General features: G+C 74.1%; 26 protein-coding genes. 7 read left to right on the top strand and 19 right to left on the bottom strand.

All coding sequences use genetic code 11. The annotated features are described in order from the left end of the window. Positions 1 to 148: 148 nt before the first annotated feature. Positions 149 to 2,947 carry a DEAD/DEAH box helicase gene (locus tag Q2K19_RS24475; RefSeq protein ID WP_302764058.1) on the bottom strand — a complete coding sequence of 933 codons (2,799 nt, stop codon included), beginning with the start codon at positions 2,945 to 2,947 and terminating at the stop codon, positions 149 to 151. Positions 2,948 to 3,033: 86 nt separating this feature from the next. On the opposite strand from Q2K19_RS24475, the gene Q2K19_RS24470 reads away from it, so the two are divergent. Both Q2K19_RS24470 and Q2K19_RS24465 read left to right on the top strand, forming a co-directional pair. Beyond that, positions 3,034 to 3,798 carry an HAD family hydrolase gene (locus tag Q2K19_RS24470; RefSeq protein WP_446839602.1) on the top strand — a complete coding sequence of 255 codons (765 nt, stop codon included), beginning with the start codon at positions 3,034 to 3,036 and terminating at the stop codon, positions 3,796 to 3,798. 98 nt (positions 3,799 to 3,896) lie between these two features. Further along, complete coding sequence (locus Q2K19_RS24465; protein ID WP_302764057.1) at positions 3,897 to 4,862, top strand: EamA family transporter; 966 nt, start codon at positions 3,897 to 3,899, stop codon at positions 4,860 to 4,862. Here Q2K19_RS24465 and Q2K19_RS24460 read toward each other — a convergent pair. Further along, on the bottom strand, positions 4,825 to 5,751 hold the full coding sequence (locus Q2K19_RS24460; RefSeq protein ID WP_302764055.1) for a diacylglycerol kinase: 927 nt from the start codon (positions 5,749 to 5,751) through the stop codon (positions 4,825 to 4,827). The two genes, Q2K19_RS24465 and Q2K19_RS24460, sit on opposite strands and share 38 nt — an antisense overlap. A 216-nt stretch (positions 5,752 to 5,967) precedes the next feature. Here Q2K19_RS24460 and kynU point away from each other — a divergent pair, with 216 nt between their 5' ends. Then, a complete protein-coding gene (gene kynU, locus Q2K19_RS24455) occupies positions 5,968 to 7,230 on the top strand; it encodes a kynureninase (protein WP_302764053.1) in 1,263 nt (420 codons plus the stop codon). Here the strand turns inward: kynU and Q2K19_RS24450 are convergent. From Q2K19_RS24450 to Q2K19_RS24440, 3 genes are all read right to left on the bottom strand, one after another. Beyond that, entirely contained in the window at positions 7,223 to 7,525 is a 303-nt protein-coding gene (locus Q2K19_RS24450; RefSeq protein WP_302764051.1) for a GNAT family N-acetyltransferase, read from the bottom strand. The two genes, kynU and Q2K19_RS24450, sit on opposite strands and share 8 nt — an antisense overlap. 66 nt (positions 7,526 to 7,591) lie before the next feature. Next, entirely contained in the window at positions 7,592 to 8,635 is a 1,044-nt protein-coding gene (locus Q2K19_RS24445) for a zinc-dependent alcohol dehydrogenase family protein (RefSeq protein WP_302764050.1), read from the bottom strand. A gap of 126 nt (positions 8,636 to 8,761) precedes the next feature. Further along, positions 8,762 to 10,813: an amylo-alpha-1,6-glucosidase gene (locus Q2K19_RS24440; protein WP_302764048.1), complete on the bottom strand. Its 2,052-nt coding sequence runs from the start codon at positions 10,811 to 10,813 to the stop codon at positions 8,762 to 8,764. A gap of 281 nt (positions 10,814 to 11,094) precedes the next feature. Here Q2K19_RS24440 and Q2K19_RS24435 point away from each other — a divergent pair, with 281 nt between their 5' ends. Further along, a complete protein-coding gene (locus Q2K19_RS24435; protein WP_302764045.1) occupies positions 11,095 to 11,979 on the top strand; it encodes an ABC transporter substrate-binding protein in 885 nt (294 codons plus the stop codon). 20 nt (positions 11,980 to 11,999) lie between these two features. On the opposite strand, the gene Q2K19_RS24430 is transcribed toward Q2K19_RS24435, so the two are convergent. The 6 genes from Q2K19_RS24430 to Q2K19_RS24405 form a co-directional block, all read right to left on the bottom strand. Continuing rightward, entirely contained in the window at positions 12,000 to 12,395 is a 396-nt protein-coding gene (locus Q2K19_RS24430) for a hypothetical protein (RefSeq protein WP_302764044.1), read from the bottom strand. Between the two features lie 170 nt (positions 12,396 to 12,565). Continuing rightward, positions 12,566 to 13,519, bottom strand: a complete 954-nt coding sequence (tatC, locus tag Q2K19_RS24425; protein ID WP_302764043.1) for a twin-arginine translocase subunit TatC — start codon at positions 13,517 to 13,519, stop codon at positions 12,566 to 12,568. 17 nt (positions 13,520 to 13,536) lie between these two features. Then, entirely contained in the window at positions 13,537 to 13,824 is a 288-nt protein-coding gene (gene tatA / locus Q2K19_RS24420; RefSeq protein WP_302764041.1) for a Sec-independent protein translocase subunit TatA, read from the bottom strand. Positions 13,825 to 14,039: 215 nt separating this feature from the next. Further along, on the bottom strand, positions 14,040 to 14,288 hold the full coding sequence (locus tag Q2K19_RS24415; protein ID WP_302764040.1) for a hypothetical protein: 249 nt from the start codon (positions 14,286 to 14,288) through the stop codon (positions 14,040 to 14,042). Positions 14,289 to 14,298: 10 nt separating this feature from the next. Beyond that, the gene (locus Q2K19_RS24410) at positions 14,299 to 15,306 is read right to left on the bottom strand and encodes a helix-turn-helix transcriptional regulator (RefSeq protein ID WP_302764039.1); all 1,008 of its coding nucleotides are present in this window, start codon (positions 15,304 to 15,306) and stop codon (positions 14,299 to 14,301) included. Then, entirely contained in the window at positions 15,303 to 16,301 is a 999-nt protein-coding gene (locus Q2K19_RS24405) for a helix-turn-helix transcriptional regulator (RefSeq protein ID WP_302764038.1), read from the bottom strand. The genes Q2K19_RS24410 and Q2K19_RS24405 overlap by 4 nt, the downstream gene beginning before the upstream one ends. Positions 16,302 to 16,451: 150 nt before the next feature. Here Q2K19_RS24405 and Q2K19_RS24400 point away from each other — a divergent pair, with 150 nt between their 5' ends. Together Q2K19_RS24400 and Q2K19_RS24395 are read left to right on the top strand one after the other, a co-directional pair. After that, positions 16,452 to 17,456, top strand: a complete 1,005-nt coding sequence (locus Q2K19_RS24400; protein ID WP_302764036.1) for a cation diffusion facilitator family transporter — start codon at positions 16,452 to 16,454, stop codon at positions 17,454 to 17,456. Positions 17,457 to 17,514: 58 nt separating this feature from the next. Continuing rightward, positions 17,515 to 18,600, top strand: coding sequence for a DUF3866 family protein (locus tag Q2K19_RS24395; protein WP_302764034.1), 1,086 nt, complete (start codon positions 17,515 to 17,517; stop codon positions 18,598 to 18,600). Positions 18,601 to 18,608: 8 nt separating this feature from the next. On the opposite strand, the gene Q2K19_RS24390 is transcribed toward Q2K19_RS24395, so the two are convergent. The 4 genes from Q2K19_RS24390 to pafA all read right to left on the bottom strand — a co-directional run bounded on the left by Q2K19_RS24390 (position 18,609) and on the right by pafA (position 22,074). Continuing rightward, positions 18,609 to 19,157 (bottom strand): carboxymuconolactone decarboxylase family protein, encoded by a 549-nt coding sequence (locus Q2K19_RS24390; RefSeq protein WP_302764033.1) that lies wholly within the window; start codon positions 19,155 to 19,157, stop codon positions 18,609 to 18,611. Between the two features lie 81 nt (positions 19,158 to 19,238). Next, entirely contained in the window at positions 19,239 to 20,348 is a 1,110-nt protein-coding gene (locus tag Q2K19_RS24385) for a winged helix DNA-binding domain-containing protein (protein WP_302764032.1), read from the bottom strand. A gap of 92 nt (positions 20,349 to 20,440) precedes the next feature. Then, entirely contained in the window at positions 20,441 to 20,659 is a 219-nt protein-coding gene (locus Q2K19_RS24380; protein WP_302764031.1) for a hypothetical protein, read from the bottom strand. A 56-nt stretch (positions 20,660 to 20,715) separates the two neighbouring features. Then, a complete protein-coding gene (gene pafA, locus Q2K19_RS24375) occupies positions 20,716 to 22,074 on the bottom strand; it encodes a Pup--protein ligase (protein WP_302764030.1) in 1,359 nt (452 codons plus the stop codon). A 118-nt stretch (positions 22,075 to 22,192) separates the two neighbouring features. Between pafA and rfbB the strand changes: the two genes are divergently transcribed. Beyond that, positions 22,193 to 23,170 carry a dTDP-glucose 4,6-dehydratase gene (gene rfbB, locus Q2K19_RS24370; protein WP_302764029.1) on the top strand — a complete coding sequence of 326 codons (978 nt, stop codon included), beginning with the start codon at positions 22,193 to 22,195 and terminating at the stop codon, positions 23,168 to 23,170. A 113-nt stretch (positions 23,171 to 23,283) separates the two neighbouring features. Here the strand turns inward: rfbB and prcA are convergent, their stop codons facing one another. The 4 genes from prcA to Q2K19_RS24350 all read right to left on the bottom strand — a co-directional run bounded on the left by prcA (position 23,284) and on the right by Q2K19_RS24350 (position 25,823). Next, positions 23,284 to 24,120 carry a proteasome subunit alpha gene (gene prcA / locus Q2K19_RS24365; RefSeq protein ID WP_302764028.1) on the bottom strand — a complete coding sequence of 279 codons (837 nt, stop codon included), beginning with the start codon at positions 24,118 to 24,120 and terminating at the stop codon, positions 23,284 to 23,286. 63 nt (positions 24,121 to 24,183) lie between these two features. Next, on the bottom strand, positions 24,184 to 25,023 hold the full coding sequence (gene prcB / locus Q2K19_RS24360; RefSeq protein ID WP_302764027.1) for a proteasome subunit beta: 840 nt from the start codon (positions 25,021 to 25,023) through the stop codon (positions 24,184 to 24,186). Then, positions 24,942 to 25,601, bottom strand: a complete 660-nt coding sequence (locus tag Q2K19_RS24355) for an endonuclease VII domain-containing protein (protein WP_302764025.1) — start codon at positions 25,599 to 25,601, stop codon at positions 24,942 to 24,944. The genes prcB and Q2K19_RS24355 overlap by 82 nt, the downstream gene beginning before the upstream one ends. 15 nt (positions 25,602 to 25,616) lie before the next feature. Continuing rightward, positions 25,617 to 25,823, bottom strand: a complete 207-nt coding sequence (locus Q2K19_RS24350) for a ubiquitin-like protein Pup (protein WP_046562769.1) — start codon at positions 25,821 to 25,823, stop codon at positions 25,617 to 25,619. Between the last annotated feature and the right edge of the window lie 67 nt (positions 25,824 to 25,890).

Here is a 25,890-nt window from a genome sequence, read left to right as displayed (position 1 = left end):
TGCTACCGGCACTCTGCAAAGGGCACCCGAGCCATGATCGGGGAGTTACTTGTGCAGGCGCAACAGTACCGCCGGGCAAATTCGGGGGTACTTTCGCGGTGACTGTGCGATGCGTCGATTCGCCGCAAACGGTGACGCAAGGTGATGATCAGGCGGCGGCGTGATAGGCCAGGACGCCCCGGTTGACCGCCGCGATGGCCTGCCGGGCGGTGGCGCGCAGCTCCGCCGACGCGCCGCCGGAGTCGGCGAGCTGGCCGAGCAGGTCGACCACCTGCCGGGCCCAGCGGACGAAGTCCCCGGCGGGCATCTCGCCGTCGATCTGGTGACCGCTGGCGAGCACCTTGGCCAGGGCCTCGCCGCGCGCCCAGCGGTAGATCGGCCAGGCGAAGCCGAGGTCGGGCTCCCGGGTGACGGCCAGTCCGCGAGAGGCCTCGTCCGCCTCGATGTCGCTCCACAGCTTCAGCGTCTCGTCCACCGCGTCGACGACCGCGCCGCGGGGCACGGAGGCCCGCTCGTCGACGTCCCGGCGCGCCTCGAAGACCACCACGGAGACCGCGGCGGCCAGCTCGGCCGGGGAGAGCCCGTCCCACACCTTGCGCCGCAGGCACTCGGCGACCAGCAGGTCCGCCTCGGTCCAGATCCGGCCGAGCATCCGGCCGGCGTCGGTGACCTCCCCGTCGGCGGAGAGGTAGCCGCGTGCGGTCAGCAGCGCCACGATCCGGTCGAAGGTCCGGGCCAGCGAGCCGGTCCGGCCCGCGACCCGCTGGCGCAGCTCCTCGGTGTCGCGCTCCAGCCGGCGGCGCCGCTCCGCCCAGCGGGCGTGCTCCTCCCGCTCCGGGCAGGCGTGGCAGGGGTGCTGGCGCAGCTCGGTGCGGAGCTGGCTGAGCCGGTGGTCCTCGCCGACGGCCTGTCGGGAGCGCCCGCCCCGCCGCCCGCCGTGCCGGTCCAGCCCGGTGCCGCTGACCGCCGCGGCCAGGTCGCGCCGGGCGCCCGGGGAGCGGTGGTTGAAGTGCTTGGGCACCCGGATCCGGGTGAGCACCTCGGCCGGGGTGGTGAAGTCGCCGGGGCTGACCCGACCGGCCCAGCGGTCCTGGGTGAGCACCAACGGGCGGGGCTCGCCGAAACCACCGGTGGCCGGGTCGAGCACCACCGCCAGGCCGGCCCGCCGGCCGGACGGCACCCGGATCACGTCGCCGACCCGCAGCCGCTCCAGGGAGGCGATGGCGGCGGCCTTCCGCTGGGTCTGCCCCTGCCGGGCGATGGCGCGCTCCCGGTCGGCGATGGCGACCCGCAGCGCGAAGTACTCGTCGAAGTCGCCGTGGTGGCACGCCGCCTCCACCCCGTACGCCTCGATGGTCTCGGTGTTGCGCTGCACCTGCCGGGCCAGGCCGACGACCGACCGGTCCGCCTGGAACTGCGCGAAGGACGACTCCAGCAGGGCCCGGGCCGGCTCCGCGCCGACCGTGCCGACCAGGTTGACCGCCATGTTGTAGGACGGCCGGAAGCTGGACCGCAGCGGGTAGGTGCGGGTGGAGGCGAGGCCGGCCACGTGCCGCGGGTCGGTCTCCGGTGACCAGACCACGACCGCGTGCCCCTCGATGTCGATGCCCCGCCGGCCGGCGCGCCCGGTGAGCTGGGTGTATTCGCCCGGGGTGAGGTCGACGTGCGCCTCGCCGTTGAACTTGACCAGGCGCTCCAGCACCACGCAGCGGGCCGGCATGTTGATGCCCAGCGCCAGGGTCTCGGTGGCGAAGACCGCCTTGACCAGGCCGCGGACGAACAGCTCCTCGACGACCTCCTTGAACGCCGGCAGCATGCCGGCGTGGTGGGCGGCCAGCCCCCGCTCGAGGCCGTCGAGCCACTCCCAGTAGCCGAGCACGGAGAGGTCCTCGCCGGGGATCGCGGTCACCCGGGACTCCACCACGCGGCGGATCTCCGCGCGCTCCTCCGAAGAGGTCAGCCGCAGCCCGGCGGCGAGGCACTGCTGCACGGCCGCGTCGCAGCCGGCCCGGCTGAAGATGAACAGGATCGCCGGGAGCAGCCCCTCCCGGTCGAGCCGGTCGACGATGTCGGGGCGCATCGGGCCCCGCCAGCGCGGGCCGCGCCGCCCGGCGCCGGGGCCGGCGCTGCGCCCCTCCCCCAGCTCCAGCCGGCGCACGGTGTCCCGGGTGTAGCGCAGCAGCTCCGGGTGCACGTCGTGCTTGCGCGCGGCGTCGGCGTCGTGGAACAGGTCGAACATCCGCTTGCCCACGAGCATGTGCTGCCACAGCGGCACCGGCCGGTGCTCGCTGACCACCACCGCGGTCTCGCCCCGCACGGTGACCAGCCAGTCGGCGAACTCCTCGGCGTTGGAGACGGTGGCCGACAGGGAGACCAGGGTGACCGAGGCGGGCAGGTGGATGATCACCTCTTCCCAGACCCCGCCCCGGAACCGGTCGGCGAGGTAGTGCACCTCGTCCATCACCACGTAGGCCAGGCCCTCCAGGGTGGCCGAGCCGGCGTAGAGCATGTTGCGCAGCACCTCGGTGGTCATCACCACCACGGGCGCGTCGCCGTTGATCGCGTTGTCGCCGGTGAGCAGGCCGACCTGCTCGGCGCCGTACCGGTCCACCAGGTCGTGGTACTTCTGGTTCGACAGCGCCTTGATCGGCGTGGTGTAGAAGCACTTGCGCCGGGTGGTCGGCCCCTCGCCGCCGGCGGCCGCCGGTTGCCCCGGCCGGCCGCGCAGGGCGAGGTGTACGGCGAACTCGCCGACCACGGTCTTGCCGGCGCCCGTGGGAGCGCACACCAGGACCCCGCTGCCCCGCTCCAGGGCCTCGCACGCCTCGCGCTGGAAGTCGTCGAGGTCGAACCCCAGGTCTCGGGCGAATTCGTCCAGGGCCGGGAAGGCGGAGGCCTGCGCGGCCCGGCGGCGCGCCGCGGCGTACCGCTCGGCGGGGCTCGACATGCCCTCAAGATTAATCGGTACGGCGGACGGCCACCGGCCAAGGCCATCCGGCAGGGCGGTCGGAGCGGGTCGGTAGGGTGCACGACGTGCCGGACCATGCCGAACCGCCCCACGTCTCGAGCGGCGCCGACGACGCCGACCGCCCGAGCCCGTCCCGCCGGCCGGTGGAGGCGGTGCTCTTCGACTTCCACGGCACCCTGGCCCAGGTGGAGGACCCGCTCGAGTGGGTGCTCGCCGCCGCGGCGACGTGCGGGGTGGAGCTGGACCGGGTCCGGGCCACCTCGCTGGCCGACCGGCTGCTCACCGCCGGCCGGGCGGGCGGCCCGTCGCCGGCCCGGGTGCCGCCCCGGCTGGCCGAGCTGTGGGCCGACCGTGACCTCTACCCGCACGCCCACCGCGGCGCGTACACCGGGCTGGCGGAGACGGTCGACGCGGGCATCGACGGGCTCGCCGACGCGCTCTACGAGCGGCTGCTCGTCCCCGAGGGCTGGGTGCCGTACCCGGACACCGAGGCGGTGCTCAAGGCGCTTCGCCAGGCCGGGGTGAAGGTGGCCGTGGTCAGCAACATCGGCTTCGACATCCGGCCGCTCTTCGCCGCCTGGGGGCTGGACGGGCTGGTCGACGCGTACGCGCTGTCGTACGAGGTCGGGCGCTGCAAGCCGGACCCGGGGATCTTCTGGCGGGCGTGCGGGATGCTCGGGGTCGACCCGGAGCAGGCGCTGATGGTGGGCGACACGCCGGCCGACGCGGGCGCGGTGCGGGCCGGCTGCGCCGTGCTGGTGCTGCCCTGCGCCGACGCCGGCCAGGCGAACGGCCTGGGCGCGGTGCTCGACCTGGCGCTGCGCGCCTGACCAACCCGGATCGGCCCGGCGGACCGGCCTCGACGGCCCGGCCGGCCCGACCCCGCCCGGCGGAACCGGCCGCGACCTGCGCAGCTACCGTCACCGTCATGACGACCGACCGCTCCGCCACCCCGCGCCGCCCCGGGCGGCTCTCCCGCGGCCACCTCGGGGCCGTCGGGCTGGTGCTCGGCGGGGCGCTGTCGGTGCAGTTCGGCTCGGCGGTCGCCGCGCTGCTGTTCCCGCGGACCGGGGTGGCCGGGGCGGTGACGCTGCGGCTGACCATCGGCGCGCTGCTGATGCTGGCCGTGTGCCGGCCCCGGCTGCGCGGTCACGGCCGCGCCGACTGGGCCGCCGTGCTCGCCTTCGGGCTGGCCCTGGCCGGGATGAACTCGATCTTCTACCAGGCCATCGAGCGGATCCCGCTCGGGCCGGCGGTCACCCTGGAGGTGCTCGGGCCGCTGGCGCTGTCGGTGGTCACCGCCCGGCGGCTCGCCGCCTGGTGCTGGGCGCTCCTCGCGCTGGCCGGGGTGGCACTGCTCGGCCAGGGCGGCTTCGACCGGCTCGACCCGGTCGGCGCCGGCCTGGCGCTGGCGGCGGGGACGATGTGGGCCGCCTACATCGTCTGCTCGGCGCGGGTGGGCGGGCGCTTCCCCCGCGCCGACGGGCTGGCCCTGGCGTTGACGGTGGCCGCCCTGCTCACCCTGCCGGTCGGGCTGATCGGCTCGGGCACCCGGCTGTGGCACCCGGCGGTGCTCGGCCTCGGCACCGGCCTGGCCCTGCTCGCCTCGGTGCTGCCCTACACCCTGGAGCTGCTGGCGCTGCGGCGGCTGCCCACCGCTACCTTCGCGGTGCTGATGAGCCTCGGGCCGGCGATCGCCGCGCTGGCCGGCTGGCTGGTCCTCGGTCAGCAACTGCACCCGCTGGAGGTCCTGGCGATCGGGCTGGTCGTCGCGGCGAGCATCGGCGCGGTCCGGGCCGGTGCCCCGGCCCCGGCCGCGCCCGACTCCCCGGTCGAGGCCGGCGGGGAGGAACTGGTCAGCGCAGCAGCCGCACCGCCGCCGGCACCGCGGTGATCCGCACCGGCAGGTCGAACGCCCGCTCCCCGTCGACGTACGTGGTGATCCCGGCCGCGTCCAGCTCCACGGTGCGGGCCCGGTAGCTGCGCACCAGCGGGTGGGTGACGTGGGTGCCCTGGTAGATGCGGGGCTTGACCCGGATCAAGGTGCGGCGGTTGATCCGCCCGCCGACCACCACGTCGAGCAGCCCGTCGCTCGGGTCGGCGTCCGGGCAGATCCGCATCCCGCCGCCGTAGCTGGGCGTGTTGCCGACCGCCACCAGCACCGCGTCCAGCTCGTGCTCCGCGCCGTCCAGGCGCAGCCGGTAGCGGCGCGGCCGCAGCCGGGCCAGCTCGACCAGGATGGCCAGATCGTAGCGGCGCGGGCCGCGCGGCCAGCGCATCCGGTTGGCCCGCTCGTTGACGATCGCGTCGAAGCCGGCCGCCAGCACCGCCCCGTACCAGCGGTCGCCCCCGTCGGCGGTGGTCAGCCGGGCCAGGTCGACCGGGTGGCTACGCCCGGCGCGCAGCGCCTCGACGATCACCTCGACCGCCGCGACGGGGTCGGCCGGGAAGCCGGTCTCAACGGCGAAGTCGTTGCCGGTGCCGGCCGGTACCGGGCCGAACGGCACGCTGGTGCCGGCCACGGCCTGCAACGCCCGGTGCACCGTGCCGTCCCCGCCCACCGCGACGAGCGCGCCGGCGCCGTCGGCGACCGCCGCCCGGCAGGCCGCCTCGGCCTCCGCCGGGTTACCCGCCGCGAGCAGCCGGACCGGCCGGCCGGCCCGCTCCAGCCGCGCCAGCAGCAGGGGCAGCAGCCCCCGGTGCCGGCCCCGCCCGGCGGTCGGGTTGGCGAGCACGGCGACGGGGCCGGACGGGACATGATCGTGCGCGGTCACGGCGAGCACCGTACGGCACGACCCGCGCCGCTCACCAGGATGTGCGGCCTCCGGAATCAACGCGGCGCGGGCGCGTCCGCCGCGACGACGACCTGAGTAGCCGGTTCCATCCCCTGAGAGGCGACGGCGGCACCCGTCGCCGGTGCGGAACGACTGCCTAGCCTCGATCCCGTCCGCTCCCGCCCCGACCTGGGCGGGGGCCGGCGCGGAGGGTGAGGAGTGCGCGTGGCCGACGAGTTTCCCCGGCACCTGTTCAAGGAGATCGACGCCGCCGATCCCCTCGCCGACCTGCGGGACCGGTTCGTCATCGCCGACCACGACCTGATCTACCTCGACGGCAACTCCCTCGGGCGCCTGCCGGCGGCCACCCCGGACCACCTCGCCCGGCTGGTCCGCGAGGGCTGGGGCGACCAGCTCGTCCGCGGCTGGCCCAGCTGGATCGAGTGGGCCCGCCGGATCGGTGACCGCCTCGCCGCGCACGCCCTCGGCGCGCGGCCCGGCGAGGTGGTGGTCTCCGACTCCACCTCGGTGAACCTCTACAAGCTCGCCGCCGCCGCGCTGGACGCGGCCGGGAAACGGCGCACCATCCTGGTCGACGCCGAGGACTTCCCCACCGACCGGTACATCCTCCAGGGGCTCGCCGAGGCGCGCGGGCTCACCCTCCGGGCGCTCCCCTCCGACCTCGACGAGGGGCTGGACCTGGCCACGCTGCGGGCGGCCCTCGACGAGGACGTGGCCCTGGTGGTGCTCTCCGCGGTGTCGTACCGGTGCGGGGCGCTGCTGGACCTGGCCGCGGTCAACGAGGCCGCCCGGAGCGTCGGGGCGTACGTGCTGTGGGACCTGTCGCACGCCGTGGGCTCGGTGCCGATCGAGCTGGCCGCCACCGGCGTCGACCTGGCCGTCGGCTGCACCTACAAGTACCTCAGCGGCGGTCCCGGCGCGCCGGCCTTCCTCTACGTCCGGCGGGAGCTGCAGGAGCGGCTGCGGCAGCCGATCTGGGGCTGGTTCGGGCAGCGGGACCAGTTCGCCATGGGCCCCGGCTACGACCCGGCCCCGCAGCTGGACCGGTTCCAGGTCGGCACCCCGCCGGTTCTCGGCATGGCCGCCCTCGACCCGGCGCTCGACGTGCTCGCCGAGGCGGGCATCGACCGGGTACGGGACAAGGGGCGGCGGCTGGGCGAGGCGATCGTGACCCTCGCCGACGCCTGGCTCACCCCGTACGGCTTCCGCGTGGCCTCCCCGCGCGACCCGGACCGGCGGGGCAGCCACGTCTGCCTGCACCACCCGGAGGCGCTGCGGATCTCCCGGGCGCTGAGCGGCGCGGGCCGGGTGGTCGGCGACTACCGCGCCCCCGACCGGCTGCGCCTCGGCCCGGCCCCGCTCTACACCCGCTTCGCCGACGTGTGGGATGCCATGGACCGGCTCCGCGACATCGCCGAACGGCGCTCCTACGAGCGGGTGCCCGGCGAGCCGTCCCGAGTCACTTGAGCTTGCGGGTCGATCGGGCCAGGATCGGCTCGTACTCGGGGTGCTTCTCCAGCCACTTGCTGAGGAAGGGGCAGATCGGCACCACCGTCCGCCCCTTGGCCCGCGCGTCGTCCATCACCGCGCGGGCCAGCGTCGAGCCGACGCCCTTGCCCTCGAACGCCGGGTCGACCTCGGTGTGGGTGTAGGCGATGATGTTGCCGGTCAGCTGATAGGTGACGAGACCGGCCAGCGCCCCGGTGTCGTCCCGCGCCTCGAACCGCTCCCGGTCCGGCACGTCTGTCACGGTGAGCTGCACCCCGCCATCCAACCACGCGCCGGACCGGATGACCCGACCGGCGCTCGCCCGCCGCGGCCGGCGAGGTCAGAAGGTGATGCGCACCTTCAGTGCGGTGCGCTCGTCCATCGCCCGGTAGCCGTCCGGCACCCCGTCGAGGGTCACCGACCGGTCGAAGACCGGGGACGGGTCGATCGTCCCGTCGAGGACGTCCGCGAGCAGCTCCGGGATGTACGCCCGGGCCGGCGCGACGCCGCCGCCGAGGGCCACGTTCCGGTTGAACATCTGGCGGATGTCGACCCCCGCACTGCCGCCGTGCGGGACGCCGACGTAGCCGACGGTGCCGCCGTCGCGGGCGATGGAGATCGCGGTACGCATCGACTCCTCGGTGCCCACCGCCTCCAGCACCGCGTGCGCGCCCTGGCCCTTGGTCAGCTCCCGGACCGCGGCGACCGCCGCGTCACCCCGCTCGGCGATCACGTCGGTCGCGCCGAAGGAGCGGGCGATGTCGGTGCGGGCGGTGTGCCGGCCGAGCGCGATGATCTGCTCGGCGCCGAGCCGCTTCGCGGCGAGCACCCCGCAGAGGCCGACCGCGCCGTCACCGACGACCGCGACGGTGGCGCCGGGGCGGACCCGGGCGGCGAGGGCGGCGTGGTGCCCGGTGGACATCACGTCGGACAGGGCCAGCAGGGCGGTGAGCAGCCGCTCGTCGCCGGCCGCCGCGGCGGGCAGCTTGACCAGCGTGCCGTCGGCGTGCGGAACGCGGACCGCCTCACCCTGGCCACCGTCGGAGCCGGGCTCGCCCCAGAAGCCGCCCTGCGGGCAGGAGGTGTGCAGCCCCTCCCGGCAGAAGTCGCAGACGCCGTCGGACCAGACGAACGGGGCCACCACCAGGTCGCCCACCCGCACCGAGCCGACCTCGGCGCCGACGGCCTCGACGACGCCGAGGAACTCGTGCCCGATCCGCTGCCCCGGCTGCCGCTGGGCCACCCCCCGGTACGCCCACAGGTCGCTGCCGCAGATGCAGGCCTGCAGGACGCGGACGACGGCGTCGCCCGGCGTACGGACGGCGGCGTCCGGCACCTCCTCGACCCGGATGTCGTTCGGGCCGTGAATCACGGTGGCGCGCATGGGCGGTGTCCTCCCGGCGAGACGGTTCTGAGCGGGGCGGACGGCCCCGGCGGAACGCTAGACCGTCCGAAATCCGCCGCCAACCCGCCCGGCGCGCCGCGTGGTCAGGCTCACCGCCCGCCCTGGTCAACCGGCGGCGCGGGCCAGCCCACTGCCGATCACGTCGATCCGGCCCCACCGACCCGGGACGTCCAGCAGTTCCATCCGGCCGAAGCGGACCGGCACCCGGGGCGTCATCAGCAGGTGCTCCCCGGCGGGTTCCAGGCCCAGCAGGACCCGCAGCAGCAGGAGCGGCGCGCCGGTGGCCGTCGCCTGCGGACTGTTCGCCGTCGGGTAGAGCACCGGGTAGCGGGTCAGCTCCCGGGGATAGCCGGCGAACGCCTCCGGCAGCCGGCCCTCGAAGTACCCGGACGCCTCGATGACCGCCTCGGCGATTCGGCCGGCCTCCTCGGCGAAGCCGTACCGGCGCAGTCCCCAGGCGATCAGCGCGTTGTCGAACGGCCACACCGCGCCGAGGTGGTAGCCGAGCGGGTTGTACCGCTCCTGGCCCTCGGCGAAGGTGCGCACGCCCCAGCCGGAGAAGAGCCGAGGACCCATCAGGTGGTTCACCACCTGCGCCGCCCGGGATTCCGGGACGATGCCGCTCCACAGCAGGTGGCCCATGTTGGAGGCGAGCGCGTCGACCTGCCGGCCGTCGCCGTCCAGGGCGAGCGCGTAGTAGCCCCGGTCGGCGATCCAGAAGTCGCGGTTGAAGCGCTCCCGCAGCGCTGCGGCGTCCCGTTCCAGCTGCTCGGCGTACGCCGGGTCGCCCCAGATCTCCCGGGCCAGCCGCGCCCCGCGCAGCTTCGCGTCGTAGGCGTACCCCTGAAGCTCGCAGGTCGCCAAGGGCGGGCCGGGCAGCCGGCCGTCCGCATAGCAGATCGCCCCCGGCGAGTCCTTCCAGCTCTGATTCTCGATCCCGGTCCGCTCGTTGCGCCGCCGGTACCGAACGTAGCCGTCGCCGAGGATGTCGCCGTACTCGTCGATCCAGTTCAGCGCCGCGCGCGCCTCTCCCTCGAACTCCCGGACGAGGCCCGCGTCGCCGGTCCACCGCTCGTACTCGTCGAGCAGGATCACGTAGAGCGGTGTGGCGTCGGCGCTGCCGTAGTACGGGGACGCCGGGCGCTCCTCGAAGGCCACCAGTTCCCCGTAGCGGAACTCGTGCAGGATCTTGCCGGGTTCCTCGTCCCGGAAGTCGTCGAGCACCGCACCCTGGTCGATGCCGAGCATCCGGATGGTCGCGGAGGCCAGCTCCGCGGCCACCGGCAGCGCCTCGAAGCTGGTGAGGATGCTGTCCCGGCCGGTGATGGTGGCGGCCCAGGGCAGGCCGGCGGCGGGCATGACCTCGTCCGGCAGGGTCAGCGGCGAGTAGCGCAGCGCCGCCAGGTCCACCAGGCTGCGCCGATAGGTGGCGTTCAGCACGTTCCAGTCGCAGCTCAGCGTGGGCGCCCGGTCCAGCCACACCATGAGGTCGCGCTGCCGTTCGGCGGCGCTGCGCCGGGGCCGCCGATCCAACCGCTCCCGCGCCTCCCGGCCGTCCGGGCGCAGCACCAGCGGCTGCACCCGCAGGGTCGTCGTCCAGCTTTCCTTGGGGGCCACCCGGACGGTGTACGTCAGGCCCTGCTCGTCGACGCGTGCCGGCTCGCTGCTCCGGACCACCGTCTCGCGCTGGAACCGGTCACGTCGGTAACCGAGCCGCAGCCCGCCTTCCTCGACCCGTTGATAGAGCTGGCCCAGCGGGGTGCGCTCCTGACCCACCGTCCCGATGGGGGAGAAGTCGCTCGCCACGTCGAGCCGTACGGTGAACTCCACCGGCTCGTGGTCGTGGTTGAACACGGTCAGCCGCTCCTCGAACAGCCCGCCCGTGATCGAACGCTCCCGGATCACCGACGACTTCGCGTCCACGTAGTGCGTCGGCGCTCCCGGCACCAGGAAGAAGCGCAGCGTGACAAGGTCCCGCTCAGCGATGGAGAGCGCGTTCAGCCGTTCGCCGTCCAGGCTGAGCCGCCACCGCGACAGGAAACGGGTGTCGAAGTCGAAGAAGCCGACCGGGTTGGCGACGGTCGCCTCGATGTCGCCGTTGTCATCGCTGAGCACGAAGACGTTGCCGTCCAGGACGCGGACCAGGTTGTCCTTCATCCCGGCTCCCCGCGGCCGGCGTTCAGCAGCCGTTCCGGGGGTCGACGGGCGAGTTCCGTGAACGCCTCGATCGGATCGGACACCGCACACGCCTCCCGGAGAGGGACGTCGCACCGCAGGCCCGGCACGGGCGGCCACCCCATGGGCTGCGAAGCCAGACGCGCGTCCGGCCACGGGTCCGGCGCCGCCTCAGACTATCGCCGGGCCCCGGGTCGGATGCCGGGATCGACGAACTGCGGGGGCGGCGCGGCCGGCGCGCCGGGGACGGGCAGGATGGCGGGATGCGCCTGGTGTCCCTGCTCCCGTCCGCCACCGAGATCGTCTACGCCCTGGGCCTCGGGGACGACCTGGTCGGGGTCACCTTCGAGTGCGAGGTGCCGGCCGGTTACCGGTCGGGGGTCGCCGTCGTGGTCGGCGGCCGGGACACCCGCGGCATGAGTCCCGGCGAGATCGACGCGTACGTCAAGGCGCAGTTGGCCGCCGGGGCGGACCTGTACACCCTGCACGCCGGCGCCCTGGCCGGGCTGGACCCCGACCTGATCCTCACCCAGGACCTGTGCCGGGTCTGCGCGCTGCCCTCCGGACGCGTGGCGGACGCCGTGGACCACCTGGGCTGCCGGGCGGAGGTGCTGTCGCTCGACCCGTACACCCTGGACGACGTGCTGGGCACCATCCTCGACGTGGGTGCGGCGGCCCGCGTACCGGATCGGGCGGAGGCCCTGGTGGACGGTCTGCGGGCGCGACTCGCGGCGGTCGGCGCGGCGGTGGCCGGCCGGCCGCGGCCACGGGTCGCGGTGGTCGAGTGGATCGACCCGCCGTTCGGCGCCGGGCACTGGATCCCGGACCTGGTCCGGGTGGCCGGCGGCGATCCGGTGGCCACCCACCCCGGGGCCCGCTCCACGGCGACCACCTGGGCCGCCCTGCGCGCCGCCCGGCCGGAGGTCGTGCTCGTCGCCCCGTGCGGCTTCCACCTGGACGGGGCCGCTGCGCAGGCCGAGTCGGTGGCCCCGCACTTCCCCGGCGCGCAGGTGTGGGCGGTGGACGCCGACGGGCTGATCGTGCGGGCCGGGCCGCGCCTGGTCGACGGCGCCGAGGCCATCGCGGCGATCCTGCACCCGGACGCCGTGCCGGCGCCGGAGGAGGGCAGCGCCCGCCGGGTGGCCTGAGGCGGGCCCGGCGGGCGGGCTCAGGCCACCCGGCGGGCCGGACGGCCGTCCCGGCCGAGCGGGGCGAGCCGCCGCCAGCGGGGCAGCTCGGTGACGAGCGTGACCAGGGCCAGCGCGGTCACCGCCACGGCCACCGGCGGCGGCCACGCCGCCCAGGACGAGGCCGCGGCGGCGACCAGTTGCAGCAGCACCAGCGCGATCGTGGCCACCGCGGGCACCGGCAGGATCACCTGCTTCTTGTCGCCCGGAGTGGCGAACAGGGTGGGCAGGCCGATCAGCACCACCACCGACGCGACCGCCAGCGCGACGGAGTGCGCGGCGAGCGCCCACGGGGTGGCCACCCAGGCGATCAGTTCGGTCAGGAACCGCAGCGCCGACGGGAGGTCGGGGCGGCTCGGCGACGGGTCGGCGGGCACGGGCGACAGTATGCGCCGACGACTGCCCGCCGGGAAACCCGGAATCCGGTCGAACCCGGCCGGACCCCGCCGCCGCGGGTCCGCCTGCTGGCCATGCTCTCACCCCTGGTACGCGGAACGCCGCCCCCGAACGGGGACGGCGTTCCAATGACGCTGTTGGCGACGACCGGTCAGGTCATGTCGTCGTAGCGGCGCTCGATCGGCGTCGGGGCGGCGATCGGCTCGGGCGCCCCGATCGGCGCCGTCGCCTCGATCCGCCCGGCGCCCTCGACCGGCTCGACGGACAGGTCCAGCGGCGACACCTCGTCGTCGGCGAGGTCCGAGTAGATCTCCCGGCCCCGGCCGCGTCGCTTGTCGTTGAGGAAGGCCACCCCGACCGCGACGAAGTAGAGCAGGGAGAGCGCGGTGGCCAGCAGCGTCATGCCGAACGGGCCCGGGTCCGGCGTGGCGATCGCGGCGAACGCGAACGACACGAAGATCACCACACGCCACCAGCTCAGCAGGCGCCGCGCGCTGGCCACCCCGGTGAAGTTCAGCATGAGCAGGATCAGCGGGAACTCGAACGCCACCCCGAACAGCAGGATCATGTTGGTGACGAACCCGATGTAGGCGCTGACCTCGAACTGGTTGGACAGCCCGCCCACCCCGGAATCCATCAGGAACCCCAGGCCCTTGTCGACCACGAAGTAGGCCAGCACCGCGCCGGCCGCGAAGAGCGGCGCGGCGATCGACACGAAGACGTACGCCCACTTGCGTTCGTGCCGGTGCAGACCCGGCGCGATGAACGCCCAGAGCTGGTAGAGCCAGACCGGGCCGCCGATGATCAGGCCGAGCCAGAGCGCCAGCTTCAGCTTCAGCACGAACCCGGTCGTCGGTGCCAGGGCCAGCAGGTCCTGGCACTGCCCCAGCGCGTCCGTCGTGTCGGGCAGCCGGCAGTATGGCCGCTTGAGCAGCAGGAAGACCGGGTCGGCGAGCCAGAAGCCGGCGATCAGGCCGGCGACGATCGCCAGCGACGCGCGGAACAACCGGCTGCGCAGCTCACGGATGTGCTCCATGAGCGTCATCGAGCCGTCGGCGGCCCGCTCGAAGTCGCTCGGGCCGCGCTTCTTCAACCCGAAGGCCACGGTGGTGGGCCCTCCGGTCAGTTGTCGCGGACGCGCTGCACCGGGTCGACCGGCTGCTGCGGCTGCGGCGCGTACTGCTGCTGCGGCTGCTGCGCGGGCTGCGGCGGGAGCGGCTGGTAGCCGGTCTGCGCGTCGGCCTTCTCGGCCAGGTCACGGTCGTCATCGTGCAGGCTCTTGGTCTCGGCCTTGATGATCCGCAGCGAGCGGCCCAGCGAACGGGCCGCGTCGGGGAGCCGCTTCGCGCCGAAGAGCAGGATCAGCACGACCACGAGTACGGCGATGTGCCACGGCTTGAGGGCACCCATGGGAAGCTCCAGTCGCTCAGTGTGGTGAGGGGTGGTCGCAGCCCATCGTACGTGCGTCGAAGGGGGATGCCACCCCGCCGGGCCCCCGGTTGCGGGCCTGGTCGGTGAAGTCTCGGCCAACCCGCAGTGTCCCGTCAACCACCCACGGGGGCGCAATCGTGCGCGGATCCGGCGGAGAACGCGCAGCTACCGCGCGCCGCACCGACCGGTGTCGATCACTTTCCGCGCCTGGCCTTGATCAACGCCAGCCGTTCCTGCGTGACAGCCGAGCGCTCCTGCAGCGCCGCGGCCCGGTCCTGCAGCGCCTCGGCCGCGGACTGCAACGCCAGGGCGTCGGCCTGGCGACGTTGCAGCGCCAGCGCCGCCCGGCGCAGCCGGGGCAGCCGCGCCAGCACCGGCCGGACCGCCAGGGCCAGCACGACGAGCGCGAACAGCACGACCCCGAGCACGATCCACGTCACCACGGCGGTCAGCCTACTGGGTGAGGCCGGCCACCGCCGGGTCGGCGCGGTCGATCGGCGTCGCGTACGCGTCGAGCGCGGCGACCGCCTGGGCGCGGACCTGCTCGGCCAGCTCGGCCGGGGCCAGCACGGTCACCTCCGGGCCCAACCCGAGCACGAACCGGCGGGCCCAGCCCAGGTCGGTGACGCGCAGCGACACCAGCCACTGCTCGCCGTCGGCCTCGACCCGCTCACACGGGTAGTACTCGGTGATCCACCGCTCCCCCCGGCCGATCCGCAGGGTGATCAGCGGCAGGTCCGGCGAGGGTCGGAACACCCCGTCGCTGAGGTCGTGCGGGCGCGCCTGCGGCGGCACCACCGCCGCCTCGGCCAGCTCGGTGACGGCGTCGATCCGGTCGGCCCGGAACAGCCGGACCGCCTCGGCCCGCCGGCACCACGCCTCCACGTACGCCCGGCCGCCGACCATCAGCATCCGCAGCGGGTCGATGGTCCGCTCGGTGGTCTCGTCCCGGGCGGCCGTGTAGTAGGTGATCCGCAACGCCCGGCCGCGCTCCACGGCGGCGCGCAGCTCCCGAGCCCGGGCGGTGTCGCCGGGCAGCCGCACCTCCACCGGGGCGCCGGCCAGGTCACCGGCCGCGCCCTCGATCTTGGCGAGGGCCCGCTCGACCGCCTCCCGGTTGGCCACCCCCGGCGTCTCGGCGAGCATCCGCAGCGCCACCACCAGGGCGAGCGCCTCGTCCGGGGTGAGCCGCAGCGGCCGGTCGATCCCGGCGTCGTAGGTGATGGTCACCCGGTCGCCGTCGAACGCCATGTCGATCAGGTCACCCGGGCCGTAGCCGGGCAGCCCGCACACCCAGAGCAGCTCCAGGTCCTCGCGCAGCTGACGCTCGGTCACCCCGAGGTCCCCGGCCGCCTCGGCGAGCTCGATGCCGGGGCGGGCGAGCAGGTAGGGCACCAGGTTGAGCAGCCGGGCGAGCCGGTCCGCCGAGGCGCGGCCGGCCCGGGCCGCCGGGCGGGTCACCGGGCACCCCCGGCCACCGCCAGCTCGTCGTGCCGGGCGGCGACCTCCTTCAGCCGCTGGATGACCGCCTCGCGCACCTCCGGCGGGTCCAGCACGCGCACGTCCGGGCCGTACCCGGTCAGCTGGCCGGCCAGGTAGTCGGCGTCCGCGTACGGCAGGACCAGCCGGTCGCCGTCCGGCCCGGAGCTGCTCTCCACCGCCCAGCGGCGCAGCCCGGCGGCCCGGCCCGGCGCCACCAGCACGGTCGCCCGCCCGGTCCGCTCCACCGGCCCGGACCAGCGGGCGACGTGGCTGATCAGGTCCACCCCGGCGGGCGGCTCGTACGCCCCCGGCTGGCCGGTCGTCCGGACGGCGCCCACCACCCGGGAGAGGCGGAAGCAGCGGGTGGCCTCCCGGTCCAGGTCGTGCCCGACCACGTACCAGCGGCCGCGCCAGCAGACCACGCCCCACGGCTGGAGCCGGCGGCGGGTCGGGGCGTCCCGGTCGGGCACCCGGTAGTCGAAGTTGACCTCCCGGCGGTCCCGGGCGGCGGCGGTCAGCGGGGCGAACGCCGGGTCGACCGTGACCATCGGCTCCAGGCCCAGGGTAGCCTGCGGGTCGACGTCGATGCCGGCGGCCCGCAGCTTCGCCAGCCCCGACGAGGCGGCGGCGGCCAGGCCGGCGTGCTGCCACAGCCGGGCGGCGATGCCCACGGCGGCGGCCTCGTCCGGCTCCAGGGGGATGTCGGGCAGGGCGTACTCGCGGTGGGCGATCCGGTAGCCGGGCTCGGCGTCGAAGACGCTGGCCGTCCCGGTCTCCAGCGGCACCCCCAGCTCCCGCAGCTCCGCCTTGTCCCGCTCGAACTTGCGCTGGAACGCCTCGTGGTCCTTGGCGTCATCCGGATCGTGCTCGTAGCCGGGCACGGTCGCGGCGATCTGCGCGGCGGTCAGGAACCGTCGCGTGGAAAGCAGACAGATCACCAGGTTGACCAGGCGTTCGGTACGGGTCCGCGACACGTGTGAACGCTAGCAGCCCGTGCGGCGTGGGCATGCACCCACGCGGGCGCGTTGTGCGTCAGGAATCGCCGGAGACCACCCCGCGCCACCCGGCCGACGGGCGATTCCGCTCTCCCGGCGAAGCACCCGGACCGGCCATAGGGTGAGCGCATGTCGGAAGGGGAAGTCAAGTCCGAGAGCGTCAGCACCGTCGTGGTGGCCGGCGCGGCGAACCTCGCCATCGCGGTCGCCAAGCTGGTCGCCGGCCTGATCTCCGGCTCGGCGGCGATGCTCTCGGAGGCCGCCCACTCGGTCGCCGACACCACCACCGAGGTGCTGCTCTACCTGGCGCTGCGGCGCGGGGCACGCCCGGCGGACACCCGGCACCCGTTCGGGTACGGCAAGGAGAGCTACGTCTGGGCGTTCCTCGCCGCGCTGTTCACCTTCGTCGTCGGCGCCGGCTTCGCCATCACCCACGGCGTCACCACCATCGTCGTGCACGAGCACACCGGCGACTACCTGGCCTCCTACATCGTGCTGGCGATCTCCTTCGTGATCGAGTCGATCTCCCTGGCCCGGGCGGTCCGGCAGGTCCGCCGCGAGTCCCGCCGCTGGCGGGCCACCCCGGGCCGCTACCTGCGGCTGACCGCCGACACCACCGTCAAGGCGGTCTTCATGGAGGACTGCGCCGCCCTGGTCGGCCTGCTGATCGCGGCGGTCGGACTCGCCCTGTCCGAGATCACCGGCGAGGAGCTCTACGACGGCATCGCCTCGATCCTGATCGGCGCGCTGCTGCTGGCGGTCGCCACCATCCTGGCCAAGAGCAACGTCTCGCTGCTGGTGGGCCGCGCCGTGTCGGAGCGGGTGCACCGGCGGATCGAGGAGGAGCTGGCCGCGCTGCCGACGGTGGACCGGGTCGAGACCCTGATGACCATGGTGCTCGGGCCGGACGACATCCTGGTCGCCGCCAAGGTCGACTTCCACAACGACGCCACCGGCGCCGACATCGAGGCCGCCGCCGACGAGGCCGAGCGGCGGCTGACCGAGCACTACCCGGAGATCGGGTACGTCTTCCTCGACCCCACCCGGTCGATGCCCGGCACCGACCGCGGGCAGGCCCGGCGGACCCAGGACGAGGGCGATCGGCCGGTGGACCGGCAGAGCGACACGTTCTGAGCCGCGCCGGGCGACCCGGCCGCGCCCCAACCGGCCGCCGGCCGATAACGTGCCGGACATGGTGCGATGGCGGTCCGGCACGGTCACGGCGGTACGGCGGCGGTGGGCCGGCGCGGCGGAACTGGACGTCGACCTGCCCGACGGCGGCCGGATGCGGGCCCTGGCGTACCCGGCGCTGGTCGGCGACCCCCAGCCCGGTGACCGGGTGCTGCTCAACGCCGGAGCCCTGCTGATGGGACTCGGCACCGGCGGGTACGCGCTGGTCGTCGCCCTGCCCGACCGGCTCCCCGCCGACCCGCCGCAGGCCGCCGACACCCGCGAGGCCGGCCACCTGGTCAAGGCCCGCTACACCCCGCTGCAGCCGATCCTGCTCGGCGTCGACGAGGAGGCCAGCCCGCACCACGCGCTGCTGGCCGCCGCAGAGGGCCTCGACGGGATGCCCGTGGTCACCGCCGACCTGCACTCCGCCCTGCCGGCGATCCTCGCCGGCGTCCACGCCGACGCCCCGCACGCCCGGGTGGCGTACCTGCTCACCGAGGGCGGGGCGCTGCCGGCCTGGTTCTCCCGCACCCTCGCCGGGCTCGCCGACCACCTGGTCGGCACGATCACCGTCGGTCAGGCGTTCGGCGGTGACCTGGAGGCCAGCACCCTGCACAGCGGCCTGCTCGCCGCCCGGCACGTGCTCCGCGCCGACGTCGCGATCGTCGCCCAGGGGCCCGGCAACCTGGGCACCGGCACCCGCTGGGGCTTCTCCGGGGTGGCCGTGGGCGAGGCGGTGAACGCGGTCGCCACGCTGGGCGGGCGCCCGGTCGGCTCGCTGCGCGTCTCCGACGCCGACCCCCGGCCCCGGCACCGCGGCGTCTCCCACCACAGCCTCACCGCGTACGGCCGGGTGGCCCTGGCCCCGGCGGACCTGGTCGTGCCGGACGGCCTCGACCCCGCCCTCGCCGCCGAGGTGGCGGCGGCCCTGGCACCCCTCGCCGACCGGCACCGGATCGTCACCGTGCCCGGCGACGGCCTGGACGCGGCGCTGCGGGCCAGCCCGGTGGGGCTGTCCACGATGGGCCGCGGCCTGGACGCCGACCACGCCTACTTCCTGGCCGCGGCCGCCGCCGGCCGCCACGCCGCGGCCCTCGCCGGCTGACCGGCGGCTCAGCCGGCCAGGTAGCCGTGCCGGACCAGGAACCCGGCCGCCCGGCGGTAGGCCTCCGGATCCTCCGGCGTGAACGCGCCGAGCCCGTCGACATAGCGGTTGAACATGCAGAAGGCGGCCGCGATCAGCACCGTGTCGTGCAGCTCCAGGTCGGTCGCGCCCTCCGCCCGGGCCGCCTCGACCAGCTCGGCGGTGACCGCCCGCCCGCCGCGCTGCACGGCCGCGGCGATCCGCAGCAACGCCCGCAACCTGCCGTCGATCGGGGCGGTCTCCGGATTGGCGCGCACCTGCTCGACCAGCGACTCGCCCGCCGGCAGCTGGGCCGCCGCCGTCGCCGAGTGTGACGCCCGGCAGAACCCGCAGTCGTTCAGCCCCGACACGTACGCCGCGATCAGCTCCCGCTCCCCGGCCGACAGGGTCGGATGCGGCGCGTGCAGCAGCACCTCGGCCAGCGCGGTGAGCGGTCCGCCGGTCTCCGGGCGGAACCGGATCAACCCCTGGATGCCCGGGTGCTCCCGCTCGTCGACGCCCAGGTCGAGGTGTGCCATGAGGTCACGCTCCCCTCGTCGATCATGTAGCACCGGACGGATGCATAGACGACCATGCGCGCCGGATTGCGTCAACCCAGCTCAGTCGATCCGCACCACCCGGTCCGGCTGGTCCGGGCAGGCGAAGGTGAGCAGGCGTCCGGCCTCCGCCACCAGCGCCTCCCGGTCGGCGGCGCCGAGCGGACCGAACGGCCGCACCAGCAGCGTCGCCGCCGGGCCCTGCCGGTCGATCGTCCAGGTGCCGGCCACGAACCCGTCCACCAGCACCGTGGCGGCCACCGCCGGGGTGATCACCCGTCGGCGCTCCTCGTCGCCGAGCACCCGGGTACGGTCGGCGTGGGCCAGCAGGAGGTTGTCGTACTCCGGCAGCAGGCGTGGCGGAGCCGGCATGTCCGGGTCGGGCCGCTCCGCGTTGGGGAGATCGAACAGCTCCCGCCCCTGCTCGTCGCGGAACACCCGCAGCTCGCTCCGGATCGGTGCGATCACCTCGGCCAACCGGGTCAGCCCCGACCACGCCTGTACGTCCCGGACGGACGCCGGCCCGAACGCGCCCAGGTAGCGGCGGACCAGGACGACCGGATCGGCCGGAACCGGCGGGCCGGGCAGCCACTCTTCGGCCAGCGCGCACGGGCCGTCCACCCGGCCGCCCCAGGTGCCCGCCGGCGGCAGGTGCACCAGCGGCAGCAGATACTGCACCGAGTGCAGCAGCGCGCTGCGGTCCCGGTCCGGCCAGCGCCGGGCCAGCAGCTCCCGCAGCCGGGTCCGGCTCAGCGGCTCCCCGGTCAGCAGCGCGGCGGCGTGGGCCACCAGCTCGGCCGGGTCCACGCCCTCGGTGGCCCGGCCCATGAACTGCCGTTGCAGCCGAGTCATCAACGGTTGCAGCAGCGGACGCAGCCAGCGGTAGTCGTCCGCCGCGGTCACGTGCAGGGTGCCGCGCACGGTGGTGGCCCGCACCACCTGCCGCCGCATCAGCAACCCCGTCAGGTCGTCGCGGCGGAACCCACCCACCCGCGACCACAACCCCAGGTACGGTGCGGTCGGCACCTGGCCCTGCAACCCGACCAGCCGGCGCACCACGTCGAGGGCCGGCAACTCCGTCCGGTCGAGCAGGAACTGCCGGGCCAGGGTGGCCCGGCTCACCGCCCGACGCGACAGCACCGGCGGTCCGCTCCCGGCGCTGCGTCGCGACACCCGCGCCTCCTCCGTCGACGGACGGGACCGGCGGAACCGGTGCCCGCGTCGGGCAGAAGGCTGGCGCCGACCCCCGACAGGACCGGGCCGGCTCAGCCGGCGAAGAAGATCAACGCCAGCCAGACGCCCACGATGATGATCAGCGTCACCGCCAGCACCCAGGTCGGCACCCTGTGCTCACCGCGGCGGTTCCGCTCGATCTCGGCGCGGATCTTCTCCCGGCGCCGGTCGATCCAGTTGAGCTTCTCGGTGCCGCTGTCGCGGCCCGGATTCGCGCCGCCGCCGCGGCCGGAGGGTTCGGAAGTGTTCATCGCCCCGCCAGCGTACCGGGGGCGGCCGGTACCGGGGCACCGGCCGCCACCCACCGTCACATGCTGGCGATCAGCCGCTCCACCCGCTCGTCGTACGCCCGGAACGGGTCCTTGCACAGCACCGTCCGCTGCGCCTGGTCGTTCAGCTTCAGGTGCACCCAGTCGACGGTGAAGTCCCGCCGCTTCTCCTGGGCGTGCCGGATGAACTCGCCCCGCAGCCGCGCCCGGGTGGTCTGCGGCGGGGTCTCCTTCGCCTCGAAGATCTCCGGATCGGTCGCCACCCGGTCCACCTCGCCGCGCCGCTCCAGCAGCCCGTACAGGCCCCGCCCCCGGCGCAGGTCGTGGTACGCCAGGTCCATCTGGGCCACCCGCGGGTGCGACAGCGGCAGGTCGTGCTTGCGCTGGTACCGCTCGATCAGCTTCAGCTTCGTCACCCAGTCGATCTCCCGGGCCACCGGGTCCAGGTCACCGGTCTCCACCGCCCGCAGCACCCGCGCCCACAGGTCCACCACCCGCTTCGCGGTCTGGTCCCCGCCCCGACGCTCCACGAACTCGGTCGCCTTGGCCAGGTATTCCTGCTGGATCTCCAGCGCGGAGACCTCCTTGCCGGAGGCCAGCCGCACCTTGCGCCGGCCGGTGATGTCGTGCGACACCTCGCGGATCGCCCGGATCGGGTTCTCCAGCGTCAGGTCCCGCATCACCACCCCGGCCTCGATCATCCGCAGCACGATGTCGGCCGTGCCGACCTTCAGCAGCGTGGTGACCTCGTTCATGTTCGAGTCGCCGACGATGACGTGCAGCCGGCGGTAGCGCTCCGCGTCCGCGTGCGGCTCGTCCCGGGTGTTGATGATCGGCCGGCTCCGGGTGGTCGCCGAGGAGACGCCCTCCCAGATGTGCTCGGCCCGCTGCGACAGGCAGTAGACCGCCCCACGCGGCGTCTGCAGCACCTTCCCCGCCCCGCAGATCAACTGGCGGGTGACCAGGAACGGGATCAGCACGTCGGCGAGCCGGCCGAACTCCCCGTGCCGGGACACCAGGTAGTTCTCGTGGCAGCCGTACGAGTTGCCGGCCGAATCGGTGTTGTTCTTGAACAGGTAGATCTCACCAGCGATGCCCTCGTCGTGCAGCCGCTTCTCCGCGTCGACGAGCAGCCCCTCCAGGATCCGCTCCCCGGCCCGGTCGTGCGCCACCAGATCGGTCACCGAGTCGCACTCCGGCGTCGCGTACTCCGGATGCGAGCCCACGTCCAGATAGAGGCGGGCCCCGTTGCGCAGGAACACGTTGCTCGACCGGCCCCACGACACCACCCGCCGGAACAGGTACCGCGCGACCTCGTCGGGGGACAGCCGGCGCTGCCCGCGATAGGTGCAGGTGACGCCGTACTCGGTCTCGAGGCCGAAGATTCGCCGCTCCATGATGTGACATTAGCCGCCCGAGGCCCCAGATGGGCAGCGCTCAACCCAGCGGTCTCGTTCGTACCCGCCACGGCATTCCCGGCGCCCGCGCCGCCCACCGCCGGGTACGGTCCCAGCCGTGCGGATCCTCGTCACCGGCGGCGCCGGCTTCATCGGCTCGGCGTACGTCCGGCGGCTGCTCACCGGCGCCGAACCGGACCTCGCCGGGGCCACCGTCACCGTCCTCGACGCGTACACCTACGCCGCCACCGAGGGCGCCCTCGACCCCGTCCGCGCCGACCCTCGGCTACACGTCGTCCACGGCGACATCCGCGACGCCGCCCTGGTCGACGCCACCGTGGCCGGCCACGACCACGTCGTGCACTTCGCCGCCGAATCCCACGTGGACCGCTCCATCACCGGCGCCGCCGACTTCATCACCACCAACGTGGTCGGCACCCAGACCCTGCTCGACGCCGCCCTGCGCCACGGCGTCCGCCGGTACGTGCAGGTCTCCACCGACGAGGTCTACGGCTCCATCACCACCGGCGCCTGGACCGAACAGGCCCGGCTCGACCCCAACTCCCCCTACTCGGCCAGCAAGGCCGGCGGCGACCTGCTCGCCCTCGCCTACCACCGCACCCACGGCCTCGACGTGGTCATCACCCGCGGCGCCAACACCTACGGCCCCTACCAGTACCCCGAGAAGATCATCCCGCTCTTCGTCACCCACCTGCTCGACGGGCACGACGTGCCCCTCTACGGCGACGGCGGCAACGTCCGCGACTGGCTGCACGTCGACGACCACTGCCACGGCATCGCGCTCGCCCAGACCCGCGGCCGGGCCGGCCGCGTCTACCACCTCGGCGCCGGCGCCGAACTCACCAACCGCGACCTGACCGCCCGGCTGCTCGCCGCCTGCGGCGCCGGCTGGGACCGCGTCCGCCCGGTCGCCGACCGCAAGGGCCACGACCGGCGGTACGCGCTGGACACCAGCACCACCCGTCGCGAGCTGGGCTGGATCCCTGCGGTCGACCTTGACGCCGGGTTGGCCGCGACCGTCGACTGGTACCGCGACAACCGCGCCTGGTGGACGCCGCTGAAGCCGCACCGCTGACGCCCGACCGCGCTGGCCCGCACCTGACGCCAGCCCGGCGATGCCGCCACCACGGCGGGCCGGACGCGATCACAGCCTCGGGCACCGGGCCGCAACCCGGCATCCGGCCCGCGTCATTCGCCGGGCTGCTCCTCCTGCGGCTGGCCCTCCAGGTCCGCCGAGCCCGCCGACGTGGTCGGCTTCTTCGCCTCCTCGGTCGGCACCGTCGGGGTCTTCGCCCGCCCCGGCGCCGGCGCGGTGTCCGCGCCCGTGTCCCCGTCCAGCAGCGCCGTCAGCGCCGCCCCGGTGATCCGCCGGAAGGTCCGGCCGACCCGGCGCCGGTCCAGGACCGCCACCTCGAGCTGGTTGGCGGCGATCGTGCGGGCCGCCCCGCCCTCGCCGCCGACGCTGCTCAGCGCCTTGACCGCCGCCCGGACCGCCTCCGACAGCGACATCTCCGGCCGGTGCTCGTTCTTCAGCACCCCGGTGATCGCCTCGGCCTGACCGCCCATCGCCATCCGACCCGGCTCGTCGTTGACCGACCCGTCGTACGTCAGCCGGTAGAGCGAGTCGTCGTCCGGCGTGGCACCCACCTCGGCCACGCAGATCTCCACCTCGAACGGCTTCGACTGCTCCGTGAAGATCGCGCCCAGCGTCTGCGCGAACGCGTTCGCCAGACCCAGCCCGGTCACGTCCCGCCGGTCGTAGCTCAGGCCGTTCAGGTCGGCCATCCGCACCCCGGCCCGGCGCAGGTTCTCGAACTCGTTGTACCGGCCCACCGCGGCGAAGCCGATCCGGTCGTAGATCTCACTGACCTTGTGCAGGGTGCTGGACAGGTTCTCCGCGACGAAGAGCACCCCGCCCTCGTAGCTCAGGACCACCGCGCTGCGGCCCCGGGCGATGCCCTTGCGGGCCAGCTCGGAGCGGTCGCGCATGATCTGCTCGGGCGAGGCGTAGAACTGCATGGCCACGGCGGCGGTTCTCCTTCGGGCGCTGTGCTGCGGACTGCTGACTCAGGTGAGGTGGGAGCGGGGTCAGCCGCCCGGGTTCTCCATCCGGCCGGACACCACGCCCTCCGCGATCGCCGCCGTCTCGGCGTCGGTCAGCCGGTGGGTGCCCTCGGCCGTCGCGGTCATCACCACCGGGTAGATCCGGCGGGTCAGGTCCGGGCCACCGGTCGCGGTGTCGTCGTCGGCGGCGTCGTAGAGCGCCTCGACGGCCAGCCGCGTCGCGTCGTCGATCGACAGGCCCGTCCGGAACCGCTTCTTCAGCGCGGACTTGGCGAACAGCGAGCCGGAGCCGATCGCGTCGTAGCCGGTCTCCTCGTAGGGACCGCCGGTCACGTCGAAGCTGAAGATCCGCCCGGCTCGCGCCGGGTCGGCGGCGGCCAGGTCGAAGCCCGCGAAGAGCGGGATCACCGCGAGGCCCTGCATCGCGGCGCCCAGGTTGCCCCGGATCATCGAGGCCAGCCGGTTGGCCTTGCCATCGAGCGAGAGCATCGCGCCCTCGATCTTCTCGTAGTGCTCCAGTTCCACCTGGAACAGTCGCATCAGCTCGATGCCGATGCCCGCGGTGCCCGCGATGCCGACCAGCGAGTACGCGTCGGCCGGGTGGACCTTCTCGATGTCCCGCTGGGCGATCAGGTTGCCCATCGTGGCGCGCCGGTCGCCGGCCATCACCACGCCACCGGCAGCCGAGATGGCCACGATGGTCGTCGCGTGCGGCGCCATGTCGGCGGCCATGCCGGGCGGCAGCGGCCGACGGCCGGGCAGCATCTCGGGGGCCACCTTGCTCAGGAACGCTGTGAAGGAGGACGTCCCCGCGTTGGTGAACACATCTGGAAGACGCCCGGATGGATCAAAACCCGCTGCCACGTGGTTCCTCTCAGGTACGTGATCGCCCTGGCCAGACTCTCGGGGCTGTCCTTGAACTGGCCAAGACCACCGTTGCAGTTGAAGCAGAGTATCCCGCGCACCCATCCGGTGCGATGATCGTGGTCCACATGTTCCGGATCGGGGTCACCGCAGGCCGCGCATACCCCTCCCTGCTCGGCCAGCAGTTCCTGGAACTCCCTCTCCCCGATCCCGTACCGCCGGCGCAGGTGATACTCCCTTGTGCCGCCGTACAGCCGCTGGGCTGTCTCCTTGCCGCGGGCGTTGTGGCAGGGCTTGCAGTAAGTGTGCCGTCCACTGCCCTTCTTGGTCCGGGGGAAATCCTCAAGTGCTTTCACCTGGTCGCAGTCCGGACACCACTTCAGCCCCGCCGGAACCGGCACGGTGGCCTTCTTCTGCGGTCCGATGCCGCGCTTACGGCGGCTCGCTTGGGAGCGGGCCGCCGCGCAGACCTTGCAGTAGTAGGCGAGCCCGTCCGCCCGACGCCGGTTACGGTGGAACTCCGTGACGGGTAGCAGTCGCTCACACTGCGGGCAGACCTTGTCCGATTCGCTGGGCAAATCGGATATATGGTATCACTCCCCCCCTTTCTGGACGTATCCCCTCACGAACTCTTCTGCGTTCTCCTCAAGAACGGAGTCGATCTCGTCGAGCAGGTCGTCGACGTCCTCGGTGATCTCGGCGTGCCGCTCGGCAACCTCGGGGTTGGCCTGCGCGGTGACCTCCTCGACCTCCTCGTGCGACTTGCCGGACTGGGTCTGCCCGCCTTCTTGCGTCGCCATGGTGGTGCCTCCTCCACGATCGCCCTGCGATCAACTTACCTCGCCTGAGCGACGAAAAGCCCGTCGC

This window comes from Micromonospora sp. NBRC 110009 (assembly GCF_030518795.1).
GTDB lineage: Bacteria > Actinomycetota > Actinomycetes > Mycobacteriales > Micromonosporaceae > Micromonospora.
This window is presented reverse-complemented; position numbering and strand designations above follow the sequence as displayed.